General features: G+C 58.5%; 12 protein-coding genes. 7 read left to right on the top strand and 5 right to left on the bottom strand.

The features are described from left to right. The first annotated feature begins 24 nt into the window (after nucleotides 1-24). The 5 genes from R1T46_RS01970 to R1T46_RS01950 all read left to right on the top strand — a co-directional run bounded on the left by R1T46_RS01970 (nucleotide 25) and on the right by R1T46_RS01950 (nucleotide 4,829). Complete coding sequence (locus R1T46_RS01970; protein WP_317307148.1) at nucleotides 25-801, top strand: ABC transporter ATP-binding protein; 777 nt, start codon at nucleotides 25-27, stop codon at nucleotides 799-801. Then, a complete protein-coding gene (locus R1T46_RS01965) occupies nucleotides 798-1,520 on the top strand; it encodes an ABC transporter ATP-binding protein (RefSeq protein ID WP_317307147.1) in 723 nt (240 codons plus the stop codon). Before R1T46_RS01970 ends, R1T46_RS01965 begins: the two co-directional genes overlap by 4 nt. A gap of 92 nt (nucleotides 1,521-1,612) precedes the next feature. Beyond that, complete coding sequence (locus R1T46_RS01960) at nucleotides 1,613-2,827, top strand: ABC transporter substrate-binding protein (RefSeq protein WP_036202482.1); 1,215 nt, start codon at nucleotides 1,613-1,615, stop codon at nucleotides 2,825-2,827. A 116-nt stretch (nucleotides 2,828-2,943) separates the two neighbouring features. Then, the gene (locus R1T46_RS01955) at nucleotides 2,944-3,831 is read left to right on the top strand and encodes a branched-chain amino acid ABC transporter permease (RefSeq protein ID WP_317307146.1); all 888 of its coding nucleotides are present in this window, start codon (nucleotides 2,944-2,946) and stop codon (nucleotides 3,829-3,831) included. Nucleotides 3,832-3,833: 2 nt separating this feature from the next. After that, nucleotides 3,834-4,829: a branched-chain amino acid ABC transporter permease gene (locus R1T46_RS01950; protein WP_317307145.1), complete on the top strand. Its 996-nt coding sequence runs from the start codon at nucleotides 3,834-3,836 to the stop codon at nucleotides 4,827-4,829. On the opposite strand, the gene R1T46_RS01945 is transcribed toward R1T46_RS01950, so the two are convergent. Beyond that, nucleotides 4,826-6,778 (bottom strand): hypothetical protein, encoded by a 1,953-nt coding sequence (locus R1T46_RS01945; protein WP_317307144.1) that lies wholly within the window; start codon nucleotides 6,776-6,778, stop codon nucleotides 4,826-4,828. The genes R1T46_RS01950 and R1T46_RS01945 overlap by 4 nt on opposite strands. Before the next feature lie 384 nt (nucleotides 6,779-7,162). Further along, nucleotides 7,163-7,885 carry an FMN-dependent NADH-azoreductase gene (locus R1T46_RS01940; protein ID WP_317307143.1) on the bottom strand — a complete coding sequence of 241 codons (723 nt, stop codon included), beginning with the start codon at nucleotides 7,883-7,885 and terminating at the stop codon, nucleotides 7,163-7,165. 121 nt (nucleotides 7,886-8,006) lie between these two features. Here R1T46_RS01940 and R1T46_RS01935 point away from each other — a divergent pair, with 121 nt between their 5' ends. Continuing rightward, nucleotides 8,007-8,924: a LysR substrate-binding domain-containing protein gene (locus R1T46_RS01935; RefSeq protein WP_317307142.1), complete on the top strand. Its 918-nt coding sequence runs from the start codon at nucleotides 8,007-8,009 to the stop codon at nucleotides 8,922-8,924. Between the two features lie 3 nt (nucleotides 8,925-8,927). On the opposite strand, the gene R1T46_RS01930 is transcribed toward R1T46_RS01935, so the two are convergent. Next, nucleotides 8,928-9,563, bottom strand: a complete 636-nt coding sequence (locus R1T46_RS01930) for a glutathione S-transferase family protein (protein WP_317307141.1) — start codon at nucleotides 9,561-9,563, stop codon at nucleotides 8,928-8,930. A 150-nt stretch (nucleotides 9,564-9,713) separates the two neighbouring features. On the opposite strand from R1T46_RS01930, the gene R1T46_RS01925 reads away from it, so the two are divergent. After that, complete coding sequence (locus R1T46_RS01925; protein ID WP_317307140.1) at nucleotides 9,714-10,670, top strand: YafY family protein; 957 nt, start codon at nucleotides 9,714-9,716, stop codon at nucleotides 10,668-10,670. Nucleotides 10,671-10,674: 4 nt separating this feature from the next. Here the strand turns inward: R1T46_RS01925 and R1T46_RS01920 are convergent, their stop codons facing one another. Continuing rightward, nucleotides 10,675-12,300, bottom strand: coding sequence for an NAD(P)/FAD-dependent oxidoreductase (locus R1T46_RS01920; protein WP_317307139.1), 1,626 nt, complete (start codon nucleotides 12,298-12,300; stop codon nucleotides 10,675-10,677). After that, entirely contained in the window at nucleotides 12,297-12,935 is a 639-nt protein-coding gene (locus tag R1T46_RS01915; protein ID WP_317307138.1) for a TetR/AcrR family transcriptional regulator, read from the bottom strand. Before R1T46_RS01915 ends, R1T46_RS01920 begins: the two co-directional genes overlap by 4 nt. Nucleotides 12,936-12,956 lie beyond the last annotated feature (21 nt).

The following is a 12,956-nucleotide window of genomic DNA, read 5'->3' as shown; positions in this document are numbered from 1 at the left end:
AAATAACAAAAGGTAGAATGGCTCATGAGTGACCCGTTCGTTCTGGAGACCCAAAGCCTCGTCAAAGAGTTCAAAGGCTTTGTGGCGGTCGACGACGTTAACCTGAAGGTGCAGCGCGGCCATATACATGCCCTGATCGGCCCCAATGGCGCGGGCAAGACCACGGTATTCAACCTGCTTACCAAATTCCTGATTCCTACCCGAGGCAAGATCCTGTTCAAGGGTGAGGACATCACCTCGATGAAATCGGCGGCCATTGCCCGCAAAGGTGTGGTCCGTTCCTTTCAGATTTCTGCGGTTTTTCCCCATATGACGGCGCTTGAGAACATTCGCGTCGCTCTGCAGAGTTTTGAAGGCAACTCCTTCCGCTTCTGGAAATCCGGCGAGTCCCTGAACAAGCTCAATGAGCGCTGCATGGAACTGCTGGACAGTGTCGGGCTGACTGAATTTGCCAACACCACCACCGTCGAACTTGCCTATGGTCGTAAGCGCGCTCTGGAACTGGCCACCACCCTGGCCATGGAGCCGGAGTTGCTGTTGCTGGACGAGCCCACCCAGGGCATGGGCAGTGAAGACGTGGATCGGGTCGTTGAACTGGTGCGCAAGGCCGCTCAAGGCCGCACGGTGTTAATGGTGGAGCACAACCTGGGTGTGGTCAGCAAGCTATGCGATCGGGTAACGGTGCTGGCTCAAGGTTCTGTGTTGACCGAAGGGGATTACCAGCAGGTTTCCGACGACCCACGGGTTCGCGAAGTGTATATGGGTGGCACCGCCACTAAAAAGCAGGAGGCGGCGGAATGACACAGGCGCATCCAAAAGAGTACGAACAGCTTCGAATCTCCGGGCTGCACGCATTTTATGGAGAATCACACATTCTCCATGGCATTGATATGGAAGTTCAGCGTGGGGAGTTGGTCACGCTGCTGGGCCGTAATGGTGCCGGCCGCAGCACAACCCTGAAAGCGATTATGAATATGGTGGGCCGGCGTACCGGTTCCATTATGATCAACGGTGAGGAAACCATGTCCTGTGCACCTCACCATATTGCCAGGTTGGGAGTCGGGTATTGCCCCGAACACCGGGGCATTTTTTCCGGGCTTAATGTCATGGAAAACCTGACGCTTCCGCCCGTCGTCCGAAGCGGCGGCATGGGACTGGAAGAAATTTTTTCAATGTTCCCGAACCTGTACGAGCGCCGCACGAGTCAGGGCAGTAAGCTCTCCGGTGGCGAGCAGCAGATGCTGGCGATGGCAAGGATTCTGAGAACGGGTGCCAACATGCTGTTGCTGGACGAAATCACCGAGGGCCTGGCACCGGTGATCGTCGAAACATTGGGCGAGGTGTTGGTCAAGCTGAAGGAAAAAGGCCTGACCATTGTCCTGGTGGAGCAGAATTTCCATTTCGCCGCACCCCTGGCGGACCGTCACTACGTGATGGAGCACGGCCAGATTGTGGAGGAGATCAGCGCCGATGAGCTTGAGGCCAAGCAGTCGATGCTGGACAAATACCTGGGTGTGTAAGGCCTGGGGATGAGAGTGAAATAAAGAGTGCAACAAGAGCAATAAGAACGAAACCCGAAAACCAACGCAAAGACAGTAGCGGAGAAACAACAATGACAATCACCAAAAAGCTTCTGACATCAGCGATTGCATCAGCCATGTTTGTGGGTGCTGCCCAGGCTGAGATATCCGACAATACCGTTAAAATCGGTTACCTGGCCGACATGTCCGGCACCTATCGTGACCTGGCCGGACCAAATGGCCAGACAGCCCTGGAAATGGCCATTGCGGACTTCGGTGGCACGGTCAATGGCGCCAAGATCGAAGTGGTCAGCGCGGATGATCGTAACAGCCCGGATTCTGCCTCCAGTACTGCCCGGCGCTGGGTGGAGAACGAGAACGTTGATTTGATTGCCGGCCTGGTTGCCTCTTCGGTCACCATTGCCGTCAGCAACATCCTGGAAGAAAACGACAAGCTGGGCATTGTCTCCGGTTCTGCCGCGTCCAGCATTACCAACGAGCACTGCACGCCGAACCATATCCACTACGTGTACGACACCTACCCGCTGGCCAACGGTACGGCAAGCGCAGTGGTGAAAGAGGGTGGCAAGAGCTGGTTTATCCTGACCGCTGACTACGCCTTTGGGCACGCTCTGGAAGGGGACGTAACCCGCGTGGTGGAAGAAAATGGCGGCGAAGTGATGCAGGCGGTGCGTCATCCGTTCCCGACCTCTGACTTCTCCTCCTTTATCCTGCAGGCGCAGTCCTCAGGCGCTGATGTGGTGGCTCTGGCAAACGCCGGTGCAGACACCACCAATGCCATCACCACCGCCGGTGAATTCGGCCTGACCCAGTCCGGCCAGACCCTGGCAGCGCTGCTGTTGTTCCTGACCGACGTTCACGCACTGGGTGCTCAGTCTGCCCAGGGCATTCAGCTCACCACCGGCTGGTACTGGGACATGAACGACGAAACCCGTGCCTGGTCTGACCGTTTCATGGAAAAAACCGGCGTTCGTCCCACCATGGTTCACGCCGGTATCTACTCCAGCGCCATCCAGTACCTGAACGCTGTGAAGGCCACCGGTTCGGATGCCGCCCAAACGGTACGCAAGCAGATGATGGATACGCCGATCAACGACATGTTTGCCAAGAACGGCATCATTCGTGAGGACGGCCGCATGGTCCACGACATGTACCTGGCAGAAGTGAAAACCCCAGAGGAGTCCAAGAGCGAGTGGGATCTGTATGACATCGTACGGACCATCCCAGGGGACGAGGCCTATCGCCCGCTGTCCGAGAGCAAGTGCAAGCTCGTAACCCAAAACTGATGTTCTGACCGACTGGGCCGTCCCGCGCTATCCAGCAGTACTGGCGCGGGGCGGCCACTGACCTGCAGACACGCAACTTGTGAATGATCAGTTGCGCTGCTTTTGGAGTTTGTAACATGACCGAGATTCTGGGAGTCCCCGTGGCCGTGCTGTCTGGCCAGTTGATGCTCGGGGTGATCAATGGCGCCTTTTATGCTCTGCTGAGCCTCGGCCTGGCGGTTATATTTGGCCTGCTGAAAATCATTAATTTCGCCCATGGCGCCATGTACATGCTCGGTGCCATGTGTACCGTACTGATTTTTGATGCCTTCGGCGTCAACTACTGGGTAGCGCTTTTCGTCGCGCCCGTGATCGTGGGCTGTTTCGGCATTGTGCTGGAATACTTCCTGTTGCGCCGCATCGCGGGTCAGGATCACATCTACAGCCTGTTGTTGACCTTCGGGATTGCACTGATCCTTCAAGGTGTTCTAACCAATATTTATGGCGTTTCCGGCCTGCGCTATTCCATGCCGGAGATGTTCAGAGGTGGTATGAACCTCGGGTTCATGTTCCTTCCCTACTATCGTGCCTGGGTAATCGTGGCAGCCTTGCTGGTGTGCTTCGCAACCTGGTTCATGATTGAGAAAACCCGGCTTGGCTCCTACCTGCGGGCCGGCACGGAAGATTCCCAGCTGATGCAGGGGTTTGGCATCAATGTGCCGCTGCTGATCAGCCTCACCTACGGTTTTGGTGTCATGCTCGCCGCGTTCGCCGGTGCGCTTGCCGCACCCATTTATTCGGTGTCGCCGGTGATGGGTTCCAACATACTCATCGTAGTGTTCGCCGTGGTGGTCATCGGCGGTATGGGTTCCATCGCCGGAGCGGTGATTACCGGCCTGATGATGGGAGTCGTGGAGGGGTTCACCAAAGTGTTCTACCCGGAAGGGTCGGCAGCCGTAATCTTCCTGGTGATGGTGGTTGTCCTGTTGATTCGCCCGTCGGGCCTGTTTGGTAAGGAGGCATAGTCATGGCGAACGCAACCACGCAGACAGATATCCAGCAAAGTATTGTTCAGCAGCAGAAATCCGAGCAACGCAAGAAGCAGATCCTGAATCTGGTGTTGCTGGTGCTGCTCCTGCTGGCACCGGCGGTGATGTACCCCGTGTTCCTGATGAAAATCCTGTGCTTCGCCCTGTTCGCAGTGGCGTTCAATCTCCTGTTGGGCTACACCGGCCTGTTGTCATTCGGGCACGCAGCGTTCCTGGCAGCGGGCTCGTACACCACCGGTTACCTGCTCTCGAATTTCTCCGGTCTGACGACCGAAATGGGGATCATCGTGGGCACAGCGGCGGCGACGGTGTTGGGCCTCGGCTTCGGAGTTGTGGCCATTCGCCGCCAGGGTATCTATTTCGCGATGATCACCCTGGCGCTGGCGCAACTGGTCTACTTCTTCTTCGTGCAGGCTCCCTTTACCGGTGGCGAGGACGGAATGCATGGCGTACCCCGCGGTCATCTTTTCGGCCTCGTTGACCTGAGTAACAACTACGCCATGTACTACTTCGTGCTGGCGGTCTTCCTGGGAGGCTATCTGGTGGTGCAGCGGATTGTTGGCTCGCCGTTCGGGCAGGTGCTCAAGGCGATCAAGCAGAACGAGCCACGGGCAGTGTCCCTTGGCTACAACGTGGATCGCTACAAGCTGCTCGCCTTCGTGATTTCAGCAGGCCTGGCGGGCCTGGCCGGATCCGTGAAAACCGTGGTGTTCCAGCTCGCGTCTCTCAACGACGCCCACTGGCACATGTCCGGCGAAGTCATCCTGATGACGCTTCTGGGTGGTACTGGCACGTTGCTGGGCCCGGTGGTCGGTGCGACCTTCGTGGTGAATCTGGAATATCAGCTGGCCCAGGGGCCGTTGGGTGACTGGGTAGACCCCATCCTTGGCGGCATCTTCGTGCTGACGGTGATGGCCTTCCGCTCGGGGATTGTGGGGGAGATCCAGAACTTCATACGCAAGAACATGAGTTAGTCGTCACTGGCCGCCCAACTGCCATATCCGAGCTCCATGACCCGGGCCACCTCGGCCTCGGGTATGGCCGCCAGGTCGCCAAGTTCAAGGGTGTCGTAGTGAAACGCATAGAGGCGGGAGGTGAATTCCGCCACGGGCAGGGATGCCTCACCCCGAATCTCTCCGTTTCCCCGGGTTGAGCAGGTGATGCCCTGGCCCCAGTCCTGGCCACTGTCGTTATTGGGATTGAAGAAGTACACCCGCATTTCGTTTCTGGGGCTCAGGGCCACTCGCAGGATGGTAATGGCATGTCGGCCAACGAAGCGGGCGGCGCTGTCGGTAACGGCGATACCGGCAGGCTGGTGGTGAATCACCGGAATGTTGCCGTTGTAGTAGGGGTGATAGCTGGCGTAGAAGTGTCGGATGAAATCGTCGTAGTCCGTAATCTCCCCAGTGTGGATATCGGCCACCACCTTGAAGCCGTGGCTTACCCACCAACCATAGAATTCCGGGTTGATCCAGCGATGGGCGTCATCGTTTCGGTCTTCACAGCGCCGCCACATTTCACCATAGATCCGGTCCAGGTGGGGAATGAGAATCAGTGAAACCGGGTCTACGTCGACGGGAGTGTCCTTGATCAACCCCTGTTCCAGATTCTTGGACGACACTTCCCGCCCTTCAAATCGGCTCAGCACCTCGTTGTCGCGGGCGGCCCAGGTGAGTACCTGAAGCAGGTAATCGGCCTCGTTGGCGGCCCACATGGACAGTCCTATAGCGGACTGGCAACTGGGATTGTTGCCCTGGCCCACGCCCAGTGGCTGGCCCAACAGGTTGAGTACACCAGCGAGCAGAAATACTCCCGGTGGCGCTGCATCACCAAAGGCCTCCGACAGGACCTGTTTCGTTTCCGTCGATAGTTTGAGTTTGATCTGCCGCCAGAGGGCCTGCGCAACCGGTGGAGTGAAGAGCGAGCCCCGCTCCAGCATCATGGTCAGGCCATAGACCGCCTGACAGGTTTCCGGATGGATGGCTTCATCAATCAGCGCATCCACGAGTTGGTTGTAACAATAGAAATCATCCAGCCCGGTCATCGTCAGCCCCAGGGCGGTGGGGATGAGCTCTTCCTCGTCGCTGGTGCGCAGAAACCGCAAAAACACCGCGTGATAGGGCGACGCCAGCCCGGTATCGTGCATATTGCGGGCAAACTCGCTGGCTTCCGCGGAGAGCTCAACGTCGTCCATTTTGGCCAGGCGTAGCTGGTACAGGTCCAATCCGGGATCTTCACGGCTACCGGGAGTGGGTGCAAACAGAGCCCTAACCAGGCGGGTGGCGTCGGCGGTGCCAGTGGTTTTGAGTTCCGGGTCATACAGGCATTTGGCGATCTGGCCAATCATGTCGCAGATGCTGTCCACCTGCACGGGCCCTTGTTCCAGCAGCCGCCACACCTCAGCCACCAGGCTGTCCATCAGGTTTTCGTAGCCAAGGTGGGATATCAGGTATTGGTATAGCCCCAGAACGAGGGGGCCGAGTTGTTTGGGCCGTTCGCGGTCCGCTTCACTGAGGTTGCCAGACAGCAGGTCCAGGTTCAGGGCCATCACCTGGGTGAGGAAATGTCGAGCCTGCTCTGAGGAAATGCCCGGGTGAAAATAGTTGCCGCGCACCACCGCCAGCAGGCGAATTTCGCTGATGGCCTCAACAACCGTAGTGACGGCACCGGCTTCACGCAGTGAATGCTTGGCCAGGGCGGGTTGTAGAGTGGCGGGTTTTGACCAATCACTGGCGCCGAAGATGCCGGCTGATTCCAGAGCGCGAACCCGGCGGTACAGGACATCGAAGCCCCCCGGCAGGGTCATCAGAAGGCGTGCACGTTCCAACAACCCCAGGCTGGAGGCTTGTGGCGACGCACTGCGGGCGCGGGCAAAGTCTGCCAGGGCGGCATCAAGTTGCAATGAAGCCTGGGCGAGATCCAATGGTCAGCTCCTTTTCCGTTTTCCCTGATTCCGTCGTATCCGCTGCCTGGTAAAGGATGTAACAACAGGCGCGTCGAGGGCAGTTATAGGAGCCAGTGTAGTCGCCCTCGATCGAGAAACGAAGCTTCCGAAGATTGATACGGTATTTGCGTATCTCGTCAAATGGCCAGGAAAGCTGGGTGAAGGAACATTGAATTTTTGCCCTGAACATTCAGGGCACTACAGTGAATGAGAGGCTGGATTAGGCATTGCGGGACCAGTGGAAGGGTTTAAGTAAGCTCTGCGACAGCTATGAATCGGGCTGATGGAACCCGGGCCTGGAGCCGTCGTTGCGACATGTTGGAGCTATAGCTGAAGCAGAGCATGCAATGTCCTTGTTGGCGATTACACCGAGCCTACCAGTGATGGCGACGTCATTGCAGGTGCAGCCTTGGTCAGTGTTCCCTGCAACGCCAGCACCAGTTCATCAACCCGCCGTTCCGCCTCAGCAACAGATTGCGCCAACACCTCGCCGCCTTCCTCCTGATTTTCAATGGCAATGCTATGTACATTGGTGATGCCGATAAACTCAAGCACTGTGGTCAGGCCTGGCTCAAGGTGATTCATATGCGCCAGCTCCCCTCCCGGCTCGAATCCAACCCCGCCACGGGAAGACAGGATAACCGCATGGCGGGGCCGGTCTGCCAGCAGTGCTGTGAAGGGGGCTTCTGGAGTGGATGGGTCGTACTCTACGGTTCTGCCCATGCGAACGATCAGGTCCACCCATGCCTTCAGAGCCGCTGGCATACCAAAATTATAGAGCGGCGCGCCAATGACCAGGATGTCCGCGGCGACCAGTTCATCGATCAGTTGGTCACTTTCTGCCAGTGTGTCGTCCATCCAGGGCTCGTGCTTTTCGGGCGGAGTAAAGGCCGCCTGTATCCATCGCTGGTCAATGAAGGAAGGCGGTGTATCACCGATATCTCGGTGGGTCACGGTATCGCCGGGGCATTGGGCCTGCCATCGGGAAACAAACCGGTGGGTCAGGCTGCGGCTGTGGGAGCCGTGTTCGTGGATGCCGGCGCGTCCAGGGCGGGCAGAGGCGTCGAGTTGCAGGATATGAGTCATGCGGAGCTCCATTCGATTGTAGGAAAATTCATCTGTTGTTGACGGTGAATTAAGCCTAAAGTCATACTTAGAGGGCCACAAACGATGATTTCTTTCGCCTATAGATGAGGTGAGCTCATTCATGAACCCCCGCCGCTTGCCTTCGCTGTCCGCCCTGCGAGCCTTTGAGGCCGCCGCCCGCCATGAGAGTGCCAAGCAGGCTGCCCAGGAGCTTTCGGTGACCGCCACGGCGATCAGTCATCAGATTCGCGGGCTTGAAGAGGCGCTTGGGGTGGAGCTGTTCGTTCGTAAACCCCGGCAACTGGTGCTGACGTCCAAGGGGCGGGACTTACAGGAAGTGCTGGGAACCGCCTTCGACAACATCGGCAACGCCATCGAGCGATTGAAGGCAGTGCCGTCGCGCCAGGCGGTGACTCTGTCCACCACACCAGCGGTCGCGGTGCGCTGGTTGTTGTCCTGGGTGTGTATGTTGCGGGACAGCCATCCGGACATTGATCTGCGCATTCACGCCTCACACGAAGCCGTGGCCCTGGATGGGGTGACGGCGGACCTCGCCATTCGCTATGGCGATGGGCACTGGCCGGGCCTGGTTGCGGAGAAGCTGTTCGATAACACCTTTATTCCTGCCTGCAGTCCCCATCTTGGGCTGACGAGGATGGAGGATTTACCGAATCATCCGCTGATCCACTTCCGGCCGCAGCGAGTATCGGTGAGCCCGGTAGACTGGGCAGGCTGGCAGAAGCGGGTAGGACTAGCGGGGCTGGATGTGAGTGCCGGATTGGTGTTTTCGGACGAGACCCACACCATTTCCGCGGCCGTGGGTGGCCAGGGCGTGGCGCTGATGAGCCGACCGTTGATCGAGGATGAGTTAGCTGAAGGGCGGCTGGTGCAGCCCTTCGGCCCGGAACTGGAAGGTAAACCATTCTACCTGGTGTACCCGGAAAGCCGTCGTCAGGATCCGACGATACGGGCCATCCGCGATTGGGTACTGAACGTACCCGGAGGATTGTGCCCAGTATCGCCGGCTGCTACCGCCTGAGGGTCAGGCTATGGCGGCTTTCATTGACTCCAGCAGGGCATCATCCAACTCATTGGCACGCTTGGCCGCTGGTCGGCTTTCCGTGCGTTGGATGTACTCCTGAAACACCTTGTTTGGCGGAATGTTCTTCTGCATGGTTTCCCACCACAGGTAACTGCTGACCAGTACATCCGCTGCGGTAAACGTATCGCCACAGATATACGGAGTCCTGCCCAGCACTTTCTCCAGAGTATTGATGCTGTCTTCCACGTGGCCGCAACCGACGGACTGGGCGTTGCTACTGTCGATCTTCCAGCCGTAGGCCAGGGCACTGGTGGCCATCTCGAAAGGGCCCGCCATGAAAAACAGCCAGCGGTAATAGTCGCCACGTTCCGGAGAGGCAGCCGGTGGGGCAAGCTTCTTGTCCGGGAACTGGTCCGCCAGGTAAGCGCAGATGGCCGCCACCTCGGTCACAATGGTGCTGCCGTGTTTGATGGCGGGCACCTTGCCCATGGGATTGATGGCCAGGTATTCCGGGGTTTTCATGTCCGGGCCGAATTCCATCGTCTCTACGGTGTAGGGAATGCCGACTTCCTCCAGCATCCAGCGTACAACGCGGCCACGTGACATGGGGTGGGTGTAAAAGGTGAGTTCCGACATGCTGATCTCCTTTTCGAGCCTGTTTTTTCAAGGGTATGGGTTACTGCGAGATCAGATTAATGTGGTATTAGGCGAATATCTGTCCTAGATAAGTGGGAAGATGCATTTTTAATGTAAGTGAGCGTAGAAACTGCCAGGAGGAAGGTGACAATGTCTGGTCCCACCACCCGTGTGTTAACTGTGCTGGAGTTGTTGCAGGCTCATGGGCAAATCGGCGGTGCCGAACTGGCTGAGCGGCTGGGCGTGGATCGGCGAACCATCCGACGCTACATCACGGTGCTCGAAGAGCTGGGGATTCCGGTGATGACCGAGTTGGGCCGCTATGGTGGATACCGACTGGTGGCCGGCTTCAAGTTGCCGCCAATGATGTTCACCGACGAGGAAACCCTGGCGGTCTCCCTCGGGCTTCTGGCCGCCCGACAGCTTGGGCTGGCGGATGCGGCGCCGGCCATTGCCAGCGTGCAGGCGAAGCTGGAACGGGTGATGCCGGCCAACCTGAAAAAGCGGGTACGCGGTGTCAGCGACACCACCCGGGTGATCCTTCCCCGGGGCGAGCCCAGCCTGGACGACCGCGCCCTGCAAACCCTGACCGTTGCCACGGAAGCGATGCGCTCGGTGGGGTTTACCTACCACTCCCCGGACCACGGCGGGATCGACCGCAGCGTGGATCCCTACGGCCTGGTGTTCCGTCAGGGGCGCTGGTATCTAACTGGCTTTTGCCATCTCCGCCAGGCCATGCGCTCGTTCCGGCTGGACCGCATCAGCCATGTCCACCTGTTAACGGCCACTTTTCAGCGGCCACCGGATTTTGATGCGGCGGATTTCCTGAGTGAGAGCTTCCTGTCCTGGGGGCGGACCCACGAGGTGTCGTTATTGCTGCATACGGACCGTGAGTCGGCCTCAGCCGTGTTTGGTTTTCATTCCTCCTGTGCGGAGGGATTCGAACAGCGTGAAGATGGCTTGTTGCTAACCACCCAAACCGACAGTTTCGAGTGGTTTGCCTGGTGGCTGGCGCAGCTCCCGTTCCGGTTTACCATCCTCAAGCCGGATGGGCTCAAGGATGCGTTGCGGGAGCATGCCACGCAGTTGCTGAAATGTTGTGAGTGAGGATTTACCCCACAAACATCCTCTTCGCCAATGGCAACCCCTTCAGGCCACTGACCGCCACGGTGGCGAGCAGGCCGCCGATCATTGCCCCGGCCACACCGCAGGTCATCACATCCTGGCCGGTCAGGTACAGGCCGGGAATGCGGGTCTTGGGCTTCAGCCAGTCCTGTTCAAAGCGGCTGGGCGAATGGTTCAGGCCGTAGATTTCGCCCTTGCTGTAGCGGCAGAAGTAATCGGTAGACAGGGGCGTGGACAACTCGTAGTAATCCACCTTGCCGTCCAGATGCGGGAACTTCTCATACAGCTTCGCCAGTAGCCGCTGGGCGTAGGCTTCTTTCTTCGCCTCGTACTCGTCACCACGCTTGCCCCAGGTTTCGTCGGCCCAATCCTCGTACCAGTCATAAGGCCCGGGGGCGACGATTTCGATCGTGGCGCGGCCGGGGTAGCGCTCGGCAAAGCTTGGGTCTTTGGCGGACGGGAACGAGATGTACGTCAGCGGAATGTCGTGTTCGTCCGGCGCGGCCACAAAGTCGCTGACCTGCTTCTCGTAGTTGGTGCCCGGATAGATCCAGTAATTGGTCTTCGGCAACTTCAGGTTCTCAGCGGTATCTTCCAGGCCGATGTACAGGCAGTTGCTGGCCATGGAGCGTTCCACGGTTGTCAGCTTTTCCTGGTAATAGTCCCGGTGGGGTGCGGTTTCCGGCAGCAGTTTGTCGAACGTGTTGAACACGCCGGCATTGCTGATCACCAGCGGGGCACGAACGTCCTCGCCGTCTGCCATACGCACACCCACGGCCTTGCCTTTTTCGATCAGGATTTCTTTCACGTCGGCGTAGGTGAACACTTCCCCGCCACTCTGCTGGATGACCGGAATAATGGTCTTCGCCATTTCAGAGGCGCCGCCGATGGGGTAGTAGCCGCCGTACAGGTAGTGGCGAGCAATCAGGGCGTGGATGATGAAGCTGGATTCTGCTGGAGGCAGGCCGTTGTCGCCCCACTGGCCGGTGAGCACCGCGATCAGTTCCTGGTTGTTGGTCAGGCCTTCCAGAACTTCTCGAGTGGGCTTGTTGAGGAATGCAGGCGCGGTGCGGTCGACCAGCTTGCGCAGGGGCCCGGCGGCCAGGTCCGGAAGTACCTTGCCGATCACCAGCCCCGGCATGGCTTTGGCCACTTGCCGCAGATAACCCAGGTAGGTGTCTATGGCCTGTTCCTCGCCGGGAAACTCCTTCTTTAACTCTGCTTTGAAGGCGTCCGGGCCGGCGACAAGATCCACGTGGCGGTTACCAATAAAGATGCGGTCAAAGTGGCTGTCCATGGGTGCCCACTTCAACTGACCGTCGGTAATGTGGTCGAAAAGGCGTTTGCTCAGGGTGTGGTCCGCGCCCACATCCCCAATGTAATGCACACCTACATCCCATTCGTAGCCGTTGCGATCGTAGCTGTGTGTAAAGCCCCCGGCGGTGTAGTGTTGCTCGAACACCACCACTTTCTTGCCCATTTTGCTCATGCAGGCGGCGGTGGTGAGCCCGCCAATACCGGAGCCGATGACAATGGCGTCATAGGGGCCATCAAGACGATTGGCGCGATAGCGCCGCCCGACACGGATAGTACTGGGTTTGGGGCTACTCATGATGTGGTGTCCTTATCGTGTTGTTTGTTTTCGGCAATTGAGCCATCGAGCAGGAGTGTGACAACACCTTCGGTCAGGTGAGGTTCCGCCTTCGTGCTGGGCAGGTGCCCGTCGATAGACAGCTGGGACAGGCCATGCACCAGGGACCAGGCGGCGGCGGTCATCAGTGACAACGAAATGGGTTTGACGTAACCGGCGGCCTGGGCTCGCGCAATGGTGTCTTCCAGGACCTGGAAAGCTCCCTTTCCGGCTATGTCCAGCCGCGGGTGAATACCTTTGGGCAGCACCCGCCCGCCAAACATCAGCCGGTATAGGTTGGGTTCGTCCCGGGCGAACGACACGTAAACCAGGCCGATATCAATCAGTGCCCGCCTGGGGTCGCTTTGATCAACGGCGAGCAGTCGTTCCCGTAGTGCACTGAAACCGGTAATGGCGAGCTCTGCGAGCAGGCTGTCCCGGTCAACGAAGTGTCGATACAGCGCAGGCGCACTGACCCCGATCTGCTTGGCCAGGGCCCGCAGGCTGATCGCCGCATCGCCATGTTCCCGCAGAATTTCCAGGGCTAACTGGTGCGCCTGTTGAGGCAGGTCACCATGGTGGTAATTGGTTTTGAGTGGGGTGGAGCTAACAGTCATAAGTTATCACCGATAACATTG

The organism is Marinobacter salarius (assembly GCF_032922745.1).
Taxonomy (GTDB): domain Bacteria; phylum Pseudomonadota; class Gammaproteobacteria; order Pseudomonadales; family Oleiphilaceae; genus Marinobacter.
Note: the sequence above shows the minus strand (reverse complement) of the source record. Positions and strands in the feature narration are given on the sequence as shown.